Source organism: Actinokineospora auranticolor, from assembly GCF_041897805.1.
Taxonomy (GTDB): domain Bacteria; phylum Actinomycetota; class Actinomycetes; order Mycobacteriales; family Pseudonocardiaceae; genus Actinokineospora; species Actinokineospora auranticolor.
In genome coordinates, this window is the sequence record NZ_CP154825.1 from 3,417,714 (window position 1) to 3,438,819 (window position 21,106).

Genomic DNA, 21,106 nt, shown 5'->3' on the forward strand with positions numbered 1-21,106 from the left:
CTAGGTCGACGCGACCTGGCGGGGGCGGCGGTCCGGGGTGGGGGGAGCCCAGGGGCCGGGGGCGCGGCGGGGGGATCTGGCGCAGAGTTCGCGGATCGCCCGTAGGTAGAGGGGGTCCAGGCGGTAGCGGGTGTCCGCTCGGGGGCCTCGGGGCGCTGGGTCGGCCAGGCGCAGGGCGGTGAGGCGGTCGAGGAGTTCCGTCGACGCCGGGACGGAGAGTTCCAGGGCTCGTGCGACCCAGTCCGCGGAGAGGGCTTCCGGGCGGCCTTCGCGGTGGGCGAGGCGGATCAGGGCGGACCACTGGACCCGGTCCAGGCCCGCCGCGCTGCGGGCTACGGCGGCGGGGAGGTCCAGTTTGCCCGCTGCCAACGGGGGATCGGTTGCCAGGCGTTGGGCCAGGCGGCCCAGGGACCAGTGGGGGCGGTAGCGGGCCAGGTCGGCGAGGACGGCGGCCACCAGGGGGAGGCCACCGCAGCGGGTCATGAGGGACCACGCCGCCGACGGTTCTCTGTCCACTCGGGACTGCCCTACCCGGGAGGCGAAGAGAGCGAGCAAGTCCTCGACCGGCAGGCGCGGGAGGTCGACGGCGGGGATGCCGGAGGGGCGAGCGGCGCACCCCAGGAGCACAGTGCTGTCCGGGGACGCGGGGGTGAGGGCGGTCAGGTCGGTGCACTCGACCACGTTGTCCAGCACCACCAGCAGTCGTGAATCCCGGGTGTGGCGGTGGTACAGACGCGCGCGAGCCGAGAGGCCGTCCGGGACGGGGGCGCCTGGGCGCAACGCGCGCAGGAACGAGCCCAGGATCTCGACGGGGGAGTGCTCGGCGAAGTCCGCCAGCAGCCTGCCGTCCGGGTAGTCGCCGCGGGCCTGGTCGGAGACGCGCGCGCAGAAGGTGCTCGTCCCCACCCCGGGCGCGCCGACCACGGCGAGTACCGGGCTCCGCCGCAACTCGGACACCGCGAACTCGAGTTGCGGCCCGTGACCGAACACCGGGCCCGCGGGCAGCACCTGCTCCGGGCGTTGCCGGGTTCCGCGCAGCGGACGCACTCCGGGGGGACCGACGGCGGTGGGCCCGGACCGCCCCGGCTCGTCCCGCAGGGCCCGCTCGAACGCCGATCGCAGTGCCTGCCCCGGCTCCAGCCCGGACTCACGGGCCAGCCGGGTCCGCACCTCGTGGAACAGGTCGGTGGCCCGGGCCCGCTGGCCCGCCAGGGCGAAGCCCAGCAGCAGCGACGCGTACAGCTGCTCGTGCCGCGGGTCTTCCCGCACCACGCGGTCGACCTGGGCCAGCACCGCCTCCGGGTGCCCCAGGTCCAGTTGCACCCGCAGGTACCGCTCCAGCACCCCCACCCGAACCAGGTCCAGCCGCGCCTTCTCCCGGCGCAGCACCGGGCCCAGCGACACGTCCGAGAGGACCTCGCCGCGGCACAGGTCGACCGCCGCGCCGAGGACGTCCGCCGCCGCGCGCGGGTCCTGCGCGCGCAGGTGGGCCTCGGCGGTGTCGCGCAGCCGCAGGAGGTGTTCGGTGTCGAGGTAGTCCGGTGGCGACAGCGCCAGCCGGTAGCCGACCTTGGGGGTGTGCGCGCACACGTCCGAGGTGCCGAAGAGCTTGCGCAACTGGGACACGTAGGTCTGCACGATCCGCGCGAGCTGGGCCGACGGCGGGCCGGACCACAGCTCCTCGGTGATCGTCTCGTGCCGCACCACGGTGCCCGGGTTGGCCGCCAGCAGGGCCAGCAGCCGCCGCAGCTTGGGCTGCGACGGGGTGACGGCCGCGCCGTCGAGGCTGCCGCGCAGGGCGCCCACGATCTCGATCCGGATGGTCATGGGAGATGGGTTCCTGGTCAGGTGGTTGCTGGGCATGGCGGTCCTCGTTCAGGCCGACCGGCGGAAGTTGCGGGCGGCGGCGGCGCCACCGCCGAGCGCGGCCACCATGGCGAGCAGCACCGCGAGCGGCAGCGCCCAGCCGGGGGACCGGCCCAGCGCGAGCGCGCGGGCGGCGTCGATCGCGTAGGTGAGCGGGTTGACCGTGGCCACCGCGCGCACCCACGCGGGCATGTTCTGCAGCGGCATGTAGGCGCTGCTGGAGAACATCAGCGGGTACATGGCGATGAACGACACCGCCTGCATCAGCTCCACGTTGCGCTGCCACGTCGCGATGGCCACGAAGACCCAGCTCAGGCCCCAGCCCACCACGAGCGTCAGCAGCACGGCGGCGGCGAGGCCGAACGGGCCGCCGTCCGGCCGGAACCGCAGCAGCAGCACCGCCGCCACCACGATCACGACCAACTGCACCGCCAACCGGGCGGTGTCGGCGAAGGTGCGGGCCAGCAGCACCGACACCGGGCTGATCGGCAGGCTGCGGAAGCGGCCCACCACCCCGGTGTAGGTCTCGGCGACCAGCCCCGCGCCCGCGCCCATCGCGGTGATCATGGCGATGTTCACCAGGGTCGCGGGCATCAGGTAGTTGATGTACCCGTCGTAGGCGGCCACCCCGGGCAGCGAGCCGACGCCCGAGAACACCTGGCTGAACAGCAGCAGCAGCACGACCGGTTGCAGCAGGCCGAAGAACACCAGCCGGTAGTCGCCGAAGGCCGCCCGCAGCGACCGGGCGGTCAGCACCCACACCTGGGTGCGCAGCGTGCTGCCGGTCCAGCCGGTCCGGTCGTGGGGCTCCGGGGCGCGGGTGGTCCGCGCGTGCCGGGCGTTCACGCCGTGTCCCGTTCCACCGCGGCGGGCGCCGGTGGTTGCTGCCACTTCGCCCGGTGCAGGCTCAGGTAGACCTCGTCGAGCGTGGGCTCGGTGACGGTCAGGTCGGCGAGGTCGAGGCCGTAGCGGTCGAGCGCGCGCAGCAGCGCGAGGATCACCCCGGCGTCGGGCAGCGCCGCGGTCACCGTGTACGCGTCCGGGTCCAGCGTCGGCGCCAGGCCGATCCGCTGGAACTCCTCGACGGCCCAGCGCGCCGACCACTCGTCCCGGAAGGTGACCGTGGTGGTGCGCGCGCCGACCCTGGCCTTGAGCTCGGCCGGGGTGCCGCCCGCGACGACCGCGCCCGCGGCCAGCACCACGATCCGGTCGGCCAGCCGGTCGGCCTCCTCGAGGTACTGGGTGGTGAGCACGACCGTGGTGCCCGAGCGGGCCAGGTGTCGCACCGTGGCCCACAAACCGGTGCGGCTCACCGGGTCCAGGCCGGTGGTCGGCTCGTCGAGGAACAGCACCTCGGGCGAGCCCACCAGGCAGGCGGCCAGGTCGAGCCTGCGCCGCATGCCGCCGGAGTAGGTGAGCGCGGGCCGGTCCGCGGCCTCGGTGAGGCCGAAGACCTCCAGCAGCTCCTCGGCGCGGGCCTTGGCCGCCCGCGCGGGCGCGCCGAGCAGCCGGGCGAACAGCACCAGGTTGCCCCGCGCGGACAGGGTCTCGTCGACCGACGCGAACTGGCCGGTGAGCGCGATCCGCCTGCGCACCTCGTGGCCGTGGGTGGCCACGTCGTACCCGCACACCGACGCCTTGCCCGTGCTCGGTCTGGTCCGGGTCGCCAGGATGTCCACCAAAGTGGTCTTCCCGGCGCCGTTGTGCCCGAGTACCGCGAGCACGCTGCCCGCCGCCACGGTCAAATCGACTCCGGTCAGCGCGGTGACCGGACCGTAGGTCTTGCCGAGTCCGGTGACATCGATGCGCGCGCGTTCCATTTTTCCCAGTTTTCTCACCGTCCCGCCAAAAGAGTGACCCAGTGCATTTGTCCGTTTTTCCGGCACTGGATCGTCCCTTCTGGCGAAATGGTCGGCGGTGGCCGCGAATCACTCCTCGATTGTTGATTGTGAATCACTGACCGGGGTAATCCCATCCACTTATAAGATCGACATCCGGGAGCGCCACCCGCTTGGTGGCGATCCGCGCGCGCGGTGCTTCCCGGGGTGGGGGCGGTGCGGGGGAAGGGGTCCGGCCGGTCGCCAGGTGCCGGGCCAGCGCGACCGGGCTGGGGTGGTCGAACACCAGGGTGGGCGGCAGGTTCTGGCCGGTCGCGGCGCTGAGCCGGTTGCGCAGTTCGACCGCGGACAGCGAATCGAAACCGAGCGCGCGGAACGGTCGCGCCACCTCGACCGCGGTGGGATCGCGGTGCCCGAGAACGGTCGCCACTTCCCGGCGCACGAGCGCGAGCACGTCCGGTGTGGTGTTCTCGGCCGCCGTCGATGGGTAATCCGGGAAAGCAGTACGACGGTGGGAATCTTCGGCCGCTGAGATTTTCATCTCGTTTCCCGGCGCGTATCGCGCCGGGCGCAGCACGGGATCCGGAACGCGCAGCGCCCGGTCGAACAACGTCAGGAAATCCTTTGTGGACACCGAGTCGCCGCCCGTGAGCGACAGCGCGGCCAGCCCGCGGGCGCGCCGGTGCCTGGCCAGCGCCTCGAGGTGGGTGCCCGCCGCGCCGAGCACCCCGTCGGCCGCGGACAGCAGGACGAACAGGTCCAGGTCGGCGCCCGCGGTCAGCTCGTGCAGGTGCCACGCGCCCGCCACCTGGGGGCGCAACGCGCGCTCGACCTCGAGCGGCGTGAGGGTGTCGAGCGCGCCGTCCACGCGGTCGGTCGCCGCGTGCACCACCCCCACCAGGGGACGGCCCGGCGGTACCCGGTCCAGCACGTCCGCCAGCGCCTCGCGGTCGGTGACGTCGCACGGCCGCACGACCACGCTCTCCGCGCCCTCGGCGGCCAGCTCGTCGGCCAGCGGGTCGTCCCGGTCCGCGGTGCGGCTCACCAGTAGCAGGTGCCGCACGCCGTGCGCGCGGACCAGGTGCCGGGCCAGTTCCCGGCCGACCGCGCCCGTGCCGCCGGTGATCAGCACGGTGCCCGCGCCGAGCCGCCGCGACGGCACGGTCACCACGAGCTTGCCGGTGTGCGTGCCCGCGCGCAGGCGGCCCAGCGGTTCGGCGAGTTCGCGGATGTCCCACGCCTGCGGCGGGTGCGGGTCGAGCGGGTCGCGCTCGGCCAGGTCGACCAGGTCCGCGAGCAGCTCGCCGATCCGGTCCGGCCCCGCGGTGTCGAGCGGGCCGTGCCAGGCGGCCAACCACGCCAGGGGAAGCGCGGCCGCCGTCGCCGATGACCAGCCCGCCGGGATCCGGGCCAGCAGCCGCCGATCCGTCACCGCCCGCGTCGCGAAGGACCCGGGTACCAGCCCGAACACCCGCTCGCCCGGCGCGAACCCGGTCACCCCCGGGCCGACGCGGGTCACCACGCCCGCCGCCTCGCTGCCCAACCGCCCCGGTCCGGGGTCGTCGCCCAGCACCAGCGCCAGGTCGCGGAGGCTGACCCCGGCCGCGCGGACCTCGACCTCCACCTGACCCCGGCCGAGCTCGACCGCGTCGGCGGGCTCGGGTACGACGTCGTCCACGCCGCCGGACGGCCCCGGCACCAGCCGCCACGGGCCGCGCGGCAGGCTGATGCCGCGGGGCCGGTGCGGGACGGTGCGCGGCACCAGCACGGTCGACTCGACCGACACCGCCTCGCCGACCGCGGCGGCGGCCAGCGCGGCCACCTCCAGCGGTTCGCGGCGGTCGACCACGGCGAAGCGCCCCGGGTGCTCGGCGCGGGCGGCGCGCAGCAGACCCCACACGGCGGTACCCGGCAGGTCGGTCGGCACCTCCGCCCCCGCCGCGCCGCGGGTCACGACCGCGAGGACGCCCCGCGCCCACGGCTGGTCGAGCCACGCGCGCACGGTCTCCACCGCCCACGACACGGCTTCCGCCACCGCCGCCCCGCGCCGCTCCACCAGGACGAGGTCCGGGACCGGCGCGCCCGCCGCCACCGCGGCCGCCAGCGCGGGCAGGTCCGGGTACCGCGCGCCGCCACCCACCCACGCCGAGTCGCCGAGCAGCGCGACCGCGCCGGGGTCGGCCAAGGGCGCGCCGGGCGACCACTCGCCGGTGAACAGCCCGACGCGCGGCGGGTGCGGGCTCAACGACTCGACGACGACCACGGGGTGCCCGTCCGGGTCGGCGGCGGCGATCGCCACCTCGCCGTCCGCCACGGTGATCCGCAGGCGCAGCGACCGCGCGCCCGCGTGCCGGGACCGCACACCGGTGAAGGCGTGCGGTACCCCGTCGAGGTCGGTGTCGCCGAGCACCTGGAAGGCGGCGTCGAGGAGCGCGGGGTGCACGTCGAACCCCATGACCCGGTCGGCGCCGACGATCGACTCCGCGTAGAGGTGGCCGTCGTCGCCGTGCCAGGCGCGGCGCAGCGCGCGCAGCGACGGCCCGTAGTAATAGTCACGCGCGTCGAGGTCGCGGTAGAGGCGGTCGAGGTCGATCGGGCGGCCCGGCGGCGGCCAGGCGGCGGTCCACGGCAGCGCGGGCACCGGCGCGCCGTCGGCGCGCAGCAACCCGGTCGCCACGGTCGTCCACTGCGCACTCTCCGGGTCCGCGCCCGGCGCGGGCACCCGCGCCTCGACCCGCAACGGCCGGGTGCCGTCGCCCGACGGCCGGGCCGTCAGCCGGATCTCGCCGCCGACCACCGGGACCGGCGCGTGCAGCACCAGTTCCGCCACCACCGGGTGCCGGGTGCGGCGACCCACGTGCAGCGCGCAGTCCAGCAGCGCGGAGGCGGGCAGCAGCGCCACACCGCCGACCTCGTGCTCGGCCAGCCACGGGTGGGCCTCGAACGTGCCCGTGAACACCGCGTCGCCGCTCGCGTCCTCGGACCCGTTGTCCAGCACCGGGTGCCGGGCGGCGGGGGCCCCGGACTCCAGTGGTAGGTGGTCGAACAACCAATACCGCGCGCGCGGGCCGTCCGGGGCGGGCGGCTCGGCGGGCCACGGCGCGTCGCCCTGCTCGAGGACGAGGTGCGCGTTGGTGCCGCTGATCCCGAACCCGGAGACCCCGGCCCGCCGGGGACGGCCGCGGTCGGGCCACGGCTCGTTGTCGCACAGCACCTTGATGTTCCCGGCGGCCCAGTCGACGCCGTCGTTGAGGCCGCTGCCGGACGCGCCCGTGCCGTCTTCGACGTGCAGGCTGCGCGGCAGCACGCCGTGCGCCATCGCGGCCACGACCTTGATGACACCGGCCACTCCCGCCGCCCCGGCGGAGTGGCCGATGTTGGACTTCACCGCCCCCACCCACAGCGGCGCGGTCCGGCCCGGTCCGTAGGCGGCGACCAGCGCCTGCCCCTCGATCCGGTCGCCCACCGGTGTGCCGGTGCCGTGCGCCTCGACCAGGTCCACGTCGTCGGGGCGCAGCCGCGCGTCGGCCAGCGCCCGGGCGATCACCCGCTCCTGCGCGCGGCCGCTCGGCGTCCGCAGGCCCTCGGTGGCGCCGTCGGAGTTCGTCGCGCTCCCGCGCAGCACGGCCAGCACGCGGTGCCCGTGCCTGCGGGCGTCGGAGAGCCGCTCCAGCACGACGACCCCCGCGCCCTCCGCCCACACGGTGCCGTCGGCGCGGTCGCTGAACGTCTTGCAGCGGCCGTCGGGCGCCAACCCCCGCAACTGCGCGAAGTCGACCAGCGCGCCCGGCGTGCACATCGCGGCGACACCACCGGCCAGCGCCAGCGTGCTCTCGCCCAGGCGCAGTGACGCCGCGGCCAGGTGGATGGCGACCAGCGACGACGAGCACGCGGTGTCGACGGTCAACGCGGGACCGGTCACGTCGAGGGTGTAGGCGAGCCTGCCGGACAGCACGCTGCTCACGCTGCCGGTGATCCGCTTGCCCGCCACGAGGGCCGGGCTGTGGTGCAGCGGCATCCCGTAGTCCAGGTACGCGACGCCCGCGAACACGCCGGTGTCGGTGCCGCGCAACGACTCCGGCTCGATCCCCGCGTGCCGCAGCGCCGCGTGGCCGACGTCGAGCAGCAACCGCTGCTGGGGGTCCATGGCCAGCGCGTCGCGCGGGCTGATGCCGTACCGGTCGGCGTCGAACAGCGGCAGGTCGTGCAGGAAACCGGCCTCCCGCGTGTAGGTGCGGCCCGCGCGCCGGGGGCGCCGGTCGTAGAGCGCGTCGAGGTCCCAGCCCCGGTCGGTGGGGAAGGGGCCGATGCCGTCGCCGCCGGAGACCACCAGCTCCCACAGGTCGGTGGCGGAGGTGACGCCGCCCGGGTAGCGGCAGCCGAGGCCGATAACCGCGATCGGCTCGGTCAACGGGGTTTCGGAGTCCACGCGCCGAACATAAGACGCGGTCGGTGTTAATCGCTACCCCGCGTCCGTTGGCAGGGTTATAAGAAACAGTCATAACATGTGTTGGTAATAATTCCGGTAATGTTTGGGACCTTGGCCCCGTGTGCGCACTGTGTCATGCTGGCCCAACTTCCGCCAGGACGGCTCACATGGCGGAATTCCCCTCGGCCATATGGATGTCGGAATGACTCAGTCGACGAAATTCGCCCGTCACCGCCTGCGTTCGGGTTTTATCGGCGCGATTGTCAGCGCTATTGTCGTCGTTATATCCGATTTGCCCGCTCCCGTCGCGTCGGCCACGCCGGTCGCGACCGTGCCGGTGCTGCACACCGCCGCGGACACCGTCGCGGTGCAGCGCTTCCTCTCCCGCCCGGACCTGGTGCCGCCCGCGATCCAGGTGACCACGGCCTCCGCGCCGACCTCGCCCGGCCTGATCCTGCTGACGCCCAAGGCGACCACCAACGAGCAACTGGGCCCGCTGCTGGTCGACGACACCGGCAGCCCGGTGTGGTTCGCCTCGCGCGGGGACAAGCTGCGGCTGGTGATGAACGCGCAGGCCCAGACCTACCGCGGCAAGCCGGTCATGACCTGGTGGGAGGGCGCGTTCATCGAGCTCGGCTGGGGCATGGGCAGCGTGACCATCGCCGACCAGAACTACCGCAAGATCGCCGAGGTGGGCACGGACCGCAGCGTCGACCTGCACGCCATCAAGATCACGCCGCAGAACACCATCATCGTGGTGACCTACCGGACCACGACCCCGGTGCCCGGCCAGGTGAACGTGCGGCCGATCGTGGAGAACGTCGTCCGCGAGATCGACATCGCTACCGGCAAGGTGCTGATGACCTGGAACAGCCTGGAGCACATCCCGGTCGGGGAGTCCTACCTGCGGTCCAACGAGGTCACGGCGTGGGACTACCTGCACATCAACGCCGCCGACCTCGACGCCGCGGGCAACATCGTGATCAGCGGCCGCAACACGCACACCGTGTACACCCTCGAGCGCGGCACCGGAAAGATCCTGTCCCGCCTGGGCGGCAAGTACTCCGACTACGCGATGCCCGCCGACGCCGTCTTCGCCTGGCAGCACAACGTGCGCGCGCTCCCCAACGGGGACATCAGCATGTTCGACAACGAGGCCGCCGCCGCGTTCCCGCCGGTGCCGCCCACCCGACCCGCGTCCCGGGCGCTCATCCTGCACCTGGACAAGACCGCGCACACCGCCACCGTCACGCGGTCGGCCAGCCACCCCGAGGGGATCTCGACCGGCGCGCAGGGCAGCAACCAGCTCATGCCCGACGGGCACATCTTCGTCAGCTGGGGCCAGACCGGCCGGTTCACCGAGTTCGACCAGAACGACAAGATGATCTACGACGCGCGCTTCACCGGCGCCAGCGTCGACACCTACGTGGCCAACCGGGTCGACTGGCACGCCACCCCCGCCGAGCCGCCCGCCATCGCCGCCCGGCGCTCCGCGGACGGCGGCGTGACCGCCTACGCCAGCTGGAACGGCGCCACCGAGCTGCGCCGCTGGCAGCTGCTCACGGGCCCCGACCGCAACCACCTCACGGTGGCCACCGAGGTGCCGCGCGGCGGCTTCGAGACCGTGATCACCGCGCCCGGCGCCGCGTTCGCCGCGGTCCGCGCGCTGTCCGCGGACGGCAAGGTGCTCAAGACCTCCGCCGTCGTCCCGGTGCCCGCGACATGAGCGGCCACGGGGCGAACGGCCGCGCGGTGAACGGTCCGGGCGCGATCGGCTCTGGTGTGAACGGGCACGACGGGTACAGCGTGAACGGGCACGACGGGTACAGCGTGAACGGCCGCGGTGGTGGCGGTCGGGTCGCGGACGGGAGCGGACGGGGCATGGGCGAACCGGCGGGTGAGCGGGAGACCAGGCGCGGCACGGTCGTGTGGCTGACCGGGCTCTCCGGGGCGGGCAAGTCGACCATCGCGCGGCTGCTGGCGGTCGAGCTCGGCCGCGCGGGCACGCCGGTCGAGGTGCTCGACGGCGACGAGGTGCGGGCCGCGCTCGCGGGCGAACTCGGCTTCACCAAGCGCGACCGCGACATCCAGGTGCAGCGCGTCGGCTACCTCGCCGCGCTGCTCTCCCGGCACGGGGTGACCGTCGTCGTGGCGCTCATCTCGCCCTACCGCGAGGCCCGCGACGCCGTGCGCGACGCGCTGGAGTCCGCGCTCGTGTCCTTTGTGGAGATCCACGTGCGGGCGCCGCTGGAGGAGCTGGTCCGCCGCGACACCAAGGGTCTCTACCGCAAGGCGCTGGCCGGGGAGATCACCGGGTTCACCGGCATCAGTGACCCGTACGAGCCGCCGACCCGCCCGGACCTGGTCGTCGACACCGACACCTGCGACCCGCGCACCGCCGCCGCGCGGATCGCCACGCTGCTGCGCGCCGACCCGGCCGAGGCCCGCGACCACCTGCTCGCGGGCGACCTCGCCGCGGCGGCGGGCAAGCGGCTGCTGGACCTGCGCGCCGAGCGCGGGTTCGGCGAGCCGGACGCGCTGCGCGACGCGGGCGACCAGACCTCGCACGCCTACCTGGCCGCGCGCATCGCCGAGCACCGGCCCGGCGACGGGCTGCGCTCCGAGGAGTCCGCGGGCGACGGGCGCGGCGACCGGCTCTGGATCATCGATCCGCTCGACGGCACCCGCGAGTTCGGCGAGGCGGACCGGGGCGACTGGGCGGTGCACGTGGCGTTGTGGTCGGGCGGGTCACTGGCCGCGGGCGCGGTGTCGCTGCCCGCCCGCGGCCTCCTGCTCACCACCGCCGACGCCGTCGCCGCGCCCCGGGCGCCGGGCCGGTTCCGGATCGCGGTGAGCCGCACCCGGCCGCCCGCGCTGGCCGAGTCGCTGGCCGAGGCGCTGGACGCGGACCTGGTGCCGATGGGCTCGGCCGGGGTGAAGATCGCCTCGGTGCTGCTCGGCGAGACCGACCTGTACGTGCACGGCGGCGGCCAGTACGAGTGGGACTCGGCCGCCCCGGTCGCCGTCGCGCTCGCCGCCGGGCTGCACGCCAGCAGGCTCGACGGTTCGCCGCTGGTCTACGGCCGCCCGGACGCGTGGCTGCCGGACCTCGTGGTGTGCAGGCCGGAGGACGCCGACGGCGTCCTGGCGGCGATCCGCGAGGTATCCCAGGCCACCGCCGCCGCACCGGCCGCGGCAGCACACAAGGAGGACGCATGAAGGTCATCGGCGCAGGGCTGGGCCGCACCGGGACGGCCTCGGTGAAGGCCGCGCTGGAGCGGCTCGGCTTCGGTCCCTGCTACCACATGTTCGAGGTGCTGGAGCGCCCCGACCACGCGCGGCGGTGGCTGGGCGGGTTCGAGGGCGAACCGGTCGACTTCGCCGCGCTGTTCGACGGCTTCGGGTCCACCATGGACTGGCCGGGCTGCTCGTTCTGGGCCCAGTTGGCCGACCGGTACCCGGACGCCAAGGTCGTGCTGACCGTGCGCGACCCCGAGGGCTGGTACGAGTCCATGGCCCGCACGCTGCTCCCGGTGTGGCGGATGACCGGCCCCGGCGCGGGCCGGGTCCCCGGCTACGAGTCCTACGGGCAACTGGTCGCGGCGATCGCCGCGCACAGCTTCGACGGTCGCATCGACGAGCGCGCGCACCTGGTCGCCGAGTTCGAGGCGCACAACGCCGCGGTGCGCGCGGGTGTACCCGCCGACCGGCTGCTCACCTACCAGGTCGGCCAAGGCTGGGAACCGCTGTGCGAGTTCCTCGAGGTGCCGGTGCCTGCGGAGCCGTTCCCGCACCTCAACGACACCGCGTCGTTCCAGGCCATGGTCGAGCGCCTGATGGCGGTCTGACCCGGACCCACCCACCGGAACCCACCGACAGCACGACTGAGGTGAGTCGCTCGACCGTCGACGCGCAACCCCCGGCCGCTGCACCGCTCGACGCTGGAAGCAGGCACAACCGATGGACGAGCTCCTTGCCGAGGTGCGGCTGCTGCGCGCCCGGGTAGCCGAGTTGACCGAACCGATCGCCGTCGTCGGCGTCGGCTGCCGCTTCGCGGGCGGCGTCGAGTCGGCGGAAGACCTGTGGTCGGTGGTCGCCGGGGGCCGCGACGCGGTCTCCGGCCCGCCCACCGACCGCGGCTGGGACACGCGCGGCCTGTCCGGCGGCGGGTTCCTCGACCACGCGCTGGACTTCGACGCCGACCTGTTCGGCGTGAGCCCCCGCGCGGCGCTGGGCATGGACCCGCAGCAGCGGGTGCTGCTGGAGGTGTGCTGGTCGGCGCTGGAGGACGCGGGCGTCGACCCGGCGGGCGCGGACCCGGTCGGGGTGTTCATGGGCGTGGCCCACCACGACCACCAGTCCCGGCTGCGCTCGGTGCCGCCCGAGGCCGCCGCGCACCTGGGCCTGGGAAGCGCCACCAGCGTGCTGTCCGGGCGGGTCGCGCACACCTTCGGGTTCACCGGGCCGACCATGACCGTCGACACCGCGTGCTCGTCGGCGCTGGTCGCCGTCCACCTCGCGGCGCAGTCCCTGCGCCGGGGCGAGTCGGAACTGGCTCTGGCGGGCGGGGTGACGGTGATGTCCACGCCCCTGACCTTCACCGAGTTCGCCCGCTTGGGCGCGCTGTCGGCCGATGGCCGCTGCCGCGCGTTCGCCGACGGCGCCGACGGGTTCGGGCCATCGGAAGGCGCGGGGGTGTTCGTGCTCGAACGCCTCTCCCGGGCCCGCCGCCACGGCCACCGGGTGCTGGCCCTGGTGCGCGGTTCCGCGGTCAACTCCGACGGCGCCGCGGGCTGGCTCACCGCGCCGGACGTCGACGCGCAGACCAGGGTGATCGCCGCCGCGCTCGCCGACGCGGGTCTGCGACCGTCCGATGTGGACGCGGTGGAGGCGCACGGCACCGGGACCGCGCTGGGCGACCCGGTGGAGGCGCGGGCGCTGGCCGCGGCCTACGGGCGCGGCCGGACCGCGCCGCTGTGGCTGGGCTCGGTGAAGTCCAACGTCGGCCACGCCCAGGCCGCCGCCGGGGCCGCGGGGCTGGTCAAGGTCATCGGCGCCCTGCGCCACGGCGTGCTGCCGCGCACCCTGCACGCCGAGCACCCGGTCGACGTGGACTGGGGTCCCGTGTCGCTGCTCCAGACGGCCGTGCCGTGGCCGGACACCGGTCGTCCCCGCCGGGCCGGGGTGTCCGCGTTCGGCATCAGCGGCACCAACGCGCACGTCATCCTCGAACAGGCCCCCGAGCAGCCCGCGCCTGCCCTGGCACCCGACCCCGCGGCCGGTCTCGGACTGGTGGGGTCGACCGTGCCGCTGCTGCTCTCCGGCGCGTCGGCCGCCGCACTGCGCGCGCGGGCCGAGTTGGTGCGGGAGTCCTTACCCGGCAACGGCATCGGTGGGGTCGGCGTCGCGCTGGCCCGCGGTCCGGTGCTGGGACACCGCGCGGTCGTCCTCGCCGACTCGACCGCGTCCGCCGACGCCGGGTTGGCCGAGGTGGGGACCGGGGGAGTGGGGGTCGTCGTGGGGCCCGGGGACGTCGGCCGGGCGGACACCGGCGCGGTGCTGGTCTTCGGCGGCCAGGGCTCGGAATGGGTCGGCATGGGCGTTGACCTGCTCGGCTCGTGCGCGGCGTTCGCCGAGCGGATGGCCGAGTGCGCCGCCGAGTTCGGCCGACTCGTCGACTGGGACGTGCGCGCGGTGCTGACCGACCCGGACGCGCTGCGCCGGGTGGACGTGCTGCAACCGGCCCTGTTCTCCGTGATGCTGTCGCTGGCCGCGGTCTGGGAGGCGGCGGGGCTGCGCGTGGAGGCCGTCGCCGGGCAGTCGCAGGGGGAGGTCGCCGCCGCCTGCTTCGCGGGCGCGCTGACCCTGGCCGACGCCGCCCGGGTCGTGGTGGCCCGGTCGAGCCTGGTCGCCGGGCTCGACGGCGGCGCGATGGCCTGGGTGCACGCGCCGTGGGACTGGGTGCACGCGGCGGCGCACACCATCGCGGGCGCCAACGGCTCGGTGTGCGAGCCGGACGGCTGCCCGATCACCGGGATCTGGCTGGCGGCGGTGAACTCGCCGTCGTCGGTCGTGGTGTCCGGCGCGCCGGAGGTGTTCGAGCCGCTGCTGGCGCACTGCGAGCTGCACGGCGTGCGCGCGGGCCGGACCCCGATCGGCTACGCCTCGCACTGCCCGCACGTGGCCGTCGTCGAGGCCGACCTGCTCGACGCCCTGCGCGACATCACCCCGCTGCCGCCGCGCGTCCCCATCGTCTCCACGGTCACCGGCGCCGAGGTCGACCACCTCGACGGGGAGTACTGGTACCGCAACCTGCGCGCCCCGGTCCGGGTCGACCGCGCGGTGGCGGCGCTGGTCGCGCGCGGGCACACCGCGTTCGTCGAGTGCACCCCGCACCCGATCCTCACCCCGGCGCTGCACCAGAACCTGCACGGGTACGGCGTGCACGCCGTGATCCCGAGCCTGCACCGCGATGACGGCACGCCCGCCAAGCTGCTGGCGAACCTGGCGCTGGCGCACGTGCACGGCATCGGCCTGGACTGGCGCGCGCTGCTGTCCGGCCTGCCCGACGCGCCCGCCCGGCTGCCCGGCTACCCGTTCCAGCGGTCCCGCTACTGGATCCCCGCCGAGCGGCACACGCTCGGCGCGCTGATGAGTCCACAGTGGACGAGAGTCGCCGCGGTGCCCGCCGGGGGACCGGTGGTGTGGCTGGAGCACCTGGCCGAGGGGGACGAGCCGGCCGGGGCGCTGGTGCTGCCGGTCACGGCCACCGAACCCGTCGCCGCGCTGCGCGCGGTGTCCGAGCTGCTGACCCGGTGGCGCACCGACCCGGCGTGGTCGGCCGCCCGTCCGGTGGTGCTCACCCGGGGTGCGTCGCTCGACGACCCGGCGTGCGCCGCCGTGTGGGGGTACGCGCGGTCCGCGCAGATCGCGCACCCCGGTCGGATCGGCCTCCTCCACCTCCCCGTCGACGAGCCCGCGGGCACGGTGGCCGCCGTCGCGGGCACCGGCGACCAGGTGGAGGTCCGCGCCGACGGGGTCTACGAACCGCGCCTGGTCGCCGCCACCGGTCAGTGCCCGCCGCCGGACCTGTCGTCCGGCACCGTGGTCGTCGTCGGTGGCTCGGACCCGGACCGCACGGCGTTCGCCGCCGCCATGACCGACCTGGGCGCCCGGGACGTGCTCGTCCTCGGTGACCCGCTGCCCGGGCTCGCCGCCCCGGTCCGGTTCGCCGACCTCGACCTCGCCGAGGCGCTGGCCGGGCCGGTCGCGGCCGTGGTCTACGCGGGTGGCCGCTACGACGAGGCGCTCGTCGTGGACGACCTCGCCGGGTCCGCCCCGCTCGTGCTGTCCGGGTCGATCACCGGCCTGCTGGGCGGCAAGGGCGCCGTGCCCGCCGCCGCGCTCGATGCCGTCGCGCGCCGTCGCGCCGCGCGGGGCCTGCCCGCGCTGTCCCTGGCGTGGGGGCCGGACGAGGAAGGCCACCTCGGCATCACCGTTCTCTCCACAGAGGACAAACGAGCGCTGGTCGCCGCCGCGCTGCGCACCCCCGGTCCGGTGCTGGCCGCGATCGAGCTGGACCCCGCCGCGGTGCGCCTGTGGCCCGCGGTCCCGGCACCGCTGCGGCACCTCGCCGCCGCCACCGAGCCCACCGCCCGCGTGGCCACCGAGAACCTGCTGGACCTGGTGCGCGAGCACGTGGCCGCCGTGCTGGGCCGCGCGGGACTCGACGCCGTGCACGCGGGCGCCCGGTTGCGCGACCTGGGCTTCGACTCGCTCACCGCCGTGGAGCTGCGCAACCGGCTCAGCCTGGCCACGGGGGTCGCGCTGCCGCCCACGCTGGTCTTCGACCACCCCACACCCGCCGCGGTGGCCGAGTGCCTCCGCGTGGAACTCGCATAGCCGAAACCGGTTCGGAGGAACCATGGGTACATCCAGGAGGCGCTCGCTGTCGCGGCTCACCGCCGCGATCGCCGTGCTGGGCACCGTGCTCAGCAGCGCCCAATTCGTCTCCGCGCAGGCGGCGGACACCCCGGTGGTCACCGGCGGCCCGGGCGGGTCGCGCACGGTCACGCTGATCACCGGCGACCGCGTGGACGTCGACGCCATGGGCAACCGGTCCATACGCCCCGGCCCGAACCGCGAGCGGACCCAGTTCTCCGTCTCCGAGCGCGACGGCCACCACTTCGTCATCCCGGTCGACGCGCTGCGCCCGATCGCCGACGGCAGGCTCGACGAGCGGCTGTTCGACATCGACACCCTGCTCGCCGACAACTACGACGACGCGCACACCGCCACCCTGCCGCTGATCGTCACCTACCAGCCCGGACTCGCCCCGGTCGCGCTCGCGGGCGCGCGCCCCACCGCGACCCTGGCCGCCGTCAACGGTGCCGCCGTCGCGGCGAACCGCGACGGCTCGGCGTGGCAGTCCGTGCGCGACCCCGGTGTGCGCAAGGTCTGGCTCGACGGCGTGCGCAAACCGATGCTGGACAAGAGCGCCGCGCAGATCGGCGCCCCGACCGCCTGGCAGGCCGGGTACACCGGCGACGGCGTCAAGGTGGCCGTACTCGACAGCGGCATCGACCAGACCCACCCCGACCTCGCGGGCCGGGTCGACGCGGCCAAGGTGTTCTCCGACGCGCCCGACGGCGTCGACCGGCTCGGCCACGGCACCCACCTGGCGTCGATCATCGGCGGCAACAACGCCAAGTACCGGGGCATCGCCTCCGGCGCCCGGCTGCTCGACGGCAAGATCTTCGACGACTCCGGGGCGGCCCGCGACTCGTGGATCATCGCGGGCATGCAGTGGGCCGCCGAGCAGGGCGCGAAGGTGGTCAACCTCAGCCTCGGCCGCGACGACCTGCCCGAGTCCGACCCGCTGGAGGACGCGGTCAACGCGCTCTCGGCCCAGCACGGCACGCTGTTCGTGGTGGCCGCGGGCAACGCGGGCCCCACCGCGGGCACGGTCGACTCGCCCGGCAGCGCCGACGCGGCGCTGACCGTGGGCGCGGTGGACCGCGCGGACAAGATCACCTCGTTCTCCGGCCGCGGGCCGCGCGTCGGCGACGGCGGCGTGAAGCCGGACATCACCGCGCCCGGCTTGGCCATCGTCGCGGCGCGCTCCTCGGCCTCGCCCGGCGACGGGCCGTACGTGGCCGACTTCGGCACCTCGATGGCTGCCGCGCACGTCGCGGGCGCCGCGGCGCTGCTGGCCCAGCAGCACCCGGACTGGTCCGGCGAGCAGCTCAAGGACGTGCTGATGGCCAGCGCGAAGCCGGGCCAGTCGCAGACCATCTTCCAGGAGGGCACCGGCCGGGTCGACGCGGCCGCGGCCATCACCCAGACCCTGTCGACCTCGCCCGCGTCGGCGCACCTCGGCGTCGAGCGGCTGCCGGACACGGGCGGGCAGACCTTCACCAAGACCGTGACCTACCGCAACACCGGCACGGCGGAGCAGTCCCTCGACCTCAAGGTCGTCCTCCTCGCGCCGGACGGCAAACTGTCCACTGCGGTCTCCGCATCCCCCGCGAAGCTCGTGGTCCCCGCGGGCGGCACGGCGACAGCGACCTACGCGGCCGACGTGAAACTGGCCAACCAGCAGGGGCTCTACGCGGGCATGGTCATCGCCACCGGCACGGGCGCCGCGGTGCGCACGCCGATCGTCTTCGGGCGCTCGGAGCAGACCTACGAGGTCAAGGTGACCCAGATCGGGCTCGACGGCGGCCCCGCGGTCGACAGCTACGCCCGGTTCGTCACGCACGCGGCGGGCGCCCGCCAGTACCAGATCCCGGCGTCCAACCGGCTGCGGCTGCCCAAGGGCGAGTACTCGATCGACGCGCTGCTGGTGGGGGACAACCTGAGCTGGTTGTTCCAGCCGACGTTCACCGTCACCGGCGACACCGAGGTCGTGATCGACTACCGCAGGACCAAGCCGCTGAAGATCACCCCGCCGACCAAGGCGCGCAGCACCTTCGCCGACGTCGCCCTGACCTACGGCGACTTCGCGACCGGCCTCGCGGCCACGGACATCACCCGAACCGCGACCGCGGGCGTGGGCGCGCCCGTGCCCGGGACCGCGCTGACCACCAAGGTGCAGACCCAGTGGCTGGGTGACAACGGTGAGTTCTACGGCTTGGCCTACTTCGGTCACGGTGCCCTGCCGACCGGGTTCACCAAGCACCCGTCCAAACGAGACCTGGCGCACGTGCGGGCCGACCTCCGCTCGACGGCCGCCGGTCGGCTGGGCATGCGCGGCGCGTTCCCGTACCCGACCGAGGGCAGCGTGCTGGACTCCAACGCGGGCTACGAGACGGCCGCGCTGCCCCGGGTCCGCGACGAGTACTACACGACCGAGGCCGACGGCGCGCAGTGGACGACCCAGCTCGTCCAGCTGGGGCAGGGCACCACCGCGGACAGCACGGTGCTGAGCCCGGTCCGGCGCTACCGGGCGGGCCGCGACTACACGGAGGTCTACAACCAGGGCGTGTTCGGCCCGGTGTTCCCGCCGATGCCCAAGGGCCAGGCGTTCCTCAGCCGGACCAAGGAGACGATCCGCGCGTCGATGTCGCTGTTCGGCGACGGTGGCGGCAACGCGGGCGACGCCGCCCCGGCGAGCCGGATCACCACGCTGTACAAGGGTGACGCGAAGATCGGCGACTGGACCGACCCGGCGCCCGCGGTGTTCACCGTGCCCGCCGAGGAAGGGGACTACAAGCTGGTCGCCGACTCGACCCGCGCCCCCGGCACGGCCGACACCTCGACCCGCGTGACCGCGACGTGGACGTTCCACTCCGGCCACACCGACACCCTCCAGCCGCTGCCCATCTCCACGCTGCGGGTGCTCGCGGGGCTGGACAAGGACAACGCCGCGCGCAAGGGCAAGACGTTCCCGGTCCGGTTCGCCCTCCAGGCGCAGGGCGACACGGACACCCGGAGCCCGCGCTCGCTCACGGTCGAGGTGTCCTACGACAGCGGCAAGACCTGGCAGAAGGCGCCCGTCTTCGGCAGCACCGCCGTGCTGTCGCACCCGGACGCGGTGGGCACGGTCTCGGTGCGCGCCAAGTCCGCGGACCGCTCGGGCCAGTCCGTGGAGCTGACGATCATCGACGCCTACAAGCTCCGCTGACCGACGCCCCCGGGGCGGCCCACCCGCGGCCGCCCCGGAGGCGCCCACTTGTCCGCCAGGTGGTTCCGGATCTCCCGGTGCGGGAACCGCACGGCGCTGCCCGAGACCCGCAGCACCAGGTGCGAGCGCGCCCAGTCGAGGAACGCGAGGTAGTCGCGGGGCCCGCGCCCGGTGGCCGCCATCGCGCGGAACAGGGCCCGGTACTGCAAGGTGGGGAAACCGCCGAAGACGAACCAGCAGCACGCCCCGGCGCTGATCGCGAGCGTGAGCGCGTAGGCAGCGGTCGCCGCCAGGCCCCAGGTCGGCACCATCAGCGCCGTGCGGCCGACGGCGATCACCGGGCCGATCGTCAGCGCGCTGATCCAGGCCACCCGCGCGGACCGCCGCAACCGCGCTCCCGGCGGCGCGCCCGCCCGGTTCGGCCTGCCTTCCGCCTCGATCGTGGTCGCGAGGAGCGCGGGCAGGTTCCCCAGGGTCAGCGCGACGCCGGAGAGCAGGGCGCTGTCCGCGACGGCCAACTCCGCGAGGAGCCCGGGGAGCAGCAGCACGACCGCCACGGTGCTGGTCATCATGGCCAGGACGGCGGTGACCCACCGCCACCGCACCCGCCACGTCAGCCGGATGGTGTCCCCGGTCCCGAGGTAGTTCGACCGGACGCTCCACACCGTCATCCCCAGCACCGGCGCGAGGTGGAGCAGCGTCACCTCCGGCAAGATCGGCGCGACGAGCACGGTGACCACCGCCCCGGCGCCCAACCCGAGGAGGAGCGCCGCAGTGACGACGACCCGTAGCCCCGGCCGCCGGTGGAGGCCGTACGGCAGCACGTCGCGCAGCCAGTTCCCCGGCACCCGGTCGACGTAGAACTCGTGCGCGTCGTGCGACCGCATCCACCACGCCAGCCAGGCCAGCCACCGCCGCGCGTCCGCCGCGGTCCACCCCTTCGGCGGACCGCCGCGCCGGGAGATCATCGAGTCGACGTAGCGGCCGAGGATGTGCCCGCGCCTGCGCTTGGCCGAGCCGGAGACCAGTACCGGCTCGTCCGGTGCCGTGGCGGCGAGGTGCGCGATGACCCCCAGCATCAGGGGCTCCCGCGCCAGGTCCCACCACTTGGTGTCCCGCGCGGACACCTCGGCGGCGGTGTCGCCCGCGCGTGTGCCGACGATGCGGAAGTAGTCACGCGCCGCGTCGAGTTCGGGTCGCACCACGCGCACCGCGTAGGTGAACGCGCCCGGGACCGCCAGGCCGGTGAAGTCGTCGGTCCGGCAGCTCAGCACGACCGGAACCGGTCCCGCGTCGAGGAACCGGTCCAGCTCGTGGAGGAACCCGGCCCGCTCGTCGCCCGCCTCGTCGAGGCCGTCGACGAGCAGCACCACCGCGCGCTCGGCCACCCACTGGGCGGCCTTGCGGGGCGGGACGCCGGGGTAGGCGTCGACGATCGCCTCGACCAGCCACCGCTCGAACGAACCGCCCCGCCACGCCCCCGGCGTGACCAGCACCGGCACCACCGGGTCGTCCCGCTCGGCCTGTTCCCGGCACAGGTGGACGCACAGCCGGGTCATGAGCGTGCTCTTGCCGCCGCCGCCGTTGCCCAGCAGCAGCAACGCGCGCCCGGTCGTCTCGTAGACCTCCACGATGTCGGTGTGGTCGCGGGCGGGTGGGGGCCGCTTGCCCGGCGCGGCCAACTCCGGTGCGCAGCGCAGGGTCAGCAGCAGGGGAGGGACGGTGGCGAAGGTCTGCGCCAGCGCGCTCTCGGTGGCCGCGAGCACGCGGGACACGGCCTGCCGCCGCGCCGTCCGCTTCCGCTCCGGGGACTCCGCGCTGATCCACTTGTGCACGCCGGGGTGATCG

General features: G+C 74.7%; 9 protein-coding genes and 1 pseudogene. 5 read left to right on the forward strand and 5 right to left on the reverse strand.

Annotated features, from left to right (window positions below):
* The 4 genes and pseudogenes from V5P93_RS15490 to V5P93_RS15505 all read right to left on the reverse strand — a co-directional run.
* Positions 1 to 1,827: an AfsR/SARP family transcriptional regulator gene (locus tag V5P93_RS15490; protein ID WP_181043272.1), complete on the reverse strand. Its 1,827-nt coding sequence runs from the start codon at positions 1,825 to 1,827 to the stop codon at positions 1 to 3.
* A gap of 48 nt (positions 1,828 to 1,875) precedes the next feature.
* Positions 1,876 to 2,712, reverse strand: a complete 837-nt coding sequence (locus V5P93_RS15495) for an ABC transporter permease (RefSeq protein WP_104476254.1) — start codon at positions 2,710 to 2,712, stop codon at positions 1,876 to 1,878.
* Complete coding sequence (locus V5P93_RS15500; RefSeq protein ID WP_104476255.1) at positions 2,709 to 3,686, reverse strand: ATP-binding cassette domain-containing protein; 978 nt, start codon at positions 3,684 to 3,686, stop codon at positions 2,709 to 2,711. The genes V5P93_RS15495 and V5P93_RS15500 overlap by 4 nt, the downstream gene beginning before the upstream one ends.
* A 133-nt stretch (positions 3,687 to 3,819) precedes the next feature.
* Positions 3,820 to 8,109: pseudogene (locus V5P93_RS15505) on the reverse strand (SDR family NAD(P)-dependent oxidoreductase); the annotation flags it as partial.
* 316 nt (positions 8,110 to 8,425) lie between these two features.
* Here V5P93_RS15505 and V5P93_RS15510 point away from each other — a divergent pair.
* The 5 genes from V5P93_RS15510 to V5P93_RS15530 all read left to right on the forward strand — a co-directional run bounded on the left by V5P93_RS15510 (position 8,426) and on the right by V5P93_RS15530 (position 19,258).
* Positions 8,426 to 9,859, forward strand: coding sequence for an arylsulfotransferase family protein (locus V5P93_RS15510; RefSeq protein ID WP_181043273.1), 1,434 nt, complete (start codon positions 8,426 to 8,428; stop codon positions 9,857 to 9,859).
* Complete coding sequence (gene cysC / locus V5P93_RS15515) at positions 9,856 to 11,352, forward strand: adenylyl-sulfate kinase (RefSeq protein ID WP_104476260.1); 1,497 nt, start codon at positions 9,856 to 9,858, stop codon at positions 11,350 to 11,352. Before V5P93_RS15510 ends, cysC begins: the two co-directional genes overlap by 4 nt.
* The gene (locus tag V5P93_RS15520) at positions 11,349 to 11,981 is read left to right on the forward strand and encodes a sulfotransferase family protein (RefSeq protein WP_104476262.1); all 633 of its coding nucleotides are present in this window, start codon (positions 11,349 to 11,351) and stop codon (positions 11,979 to 11,981) included. The genes cysC and V5P93_RS15520 overlap by 4 nt, the downstream gene beginning before the upstream one ends.
* 112 nt (positions 11,982 to 12,093) lie before the next feature.
* Complete coding sequence (locus tag V5P93_RS15525) at positions 12,094 to 16,035, forward strand: type I polyketide synthase (protein ID WP_104476264.1); 3,942 nt, start codon at positions 12,094 to 12,096, stop codon at positions 16,033 to 16,035.
* A 22-nt stretch (positions 16,036 to 16,057) separates the two neighbouring features.
* Positions 16,058 to 19,258, forward strand: a complete 3,201-nt coding sequence (locus V5P93_RS15530) for a S8 family serine peptidase (RefSeq protein WP_104476266.1) — start codon at positions 16,058 to 16,060, stop codon at positions 19,256 to 19,258.
* On the opposite strand, the gene V5P93_RS15535 is transcribed toward V5P93_RS15530, so the two are convergent.
* Entirely contained in the window at positions 19,243 to 21,093 is a 1,851-nt protein-coding gene (locus V5P93_RS15535; RefSeq protein WP_104476268.1) for an NACHT domain-containing NTPase, read from the reverse strand. The two genes, V5P93_RS15530 and V5P93_RS15535, sit on opposite strands and share 16 nt — an antisense overlap.
* Positions 21,094 to 21,106 lie beyond the last annotated feature (13 nt).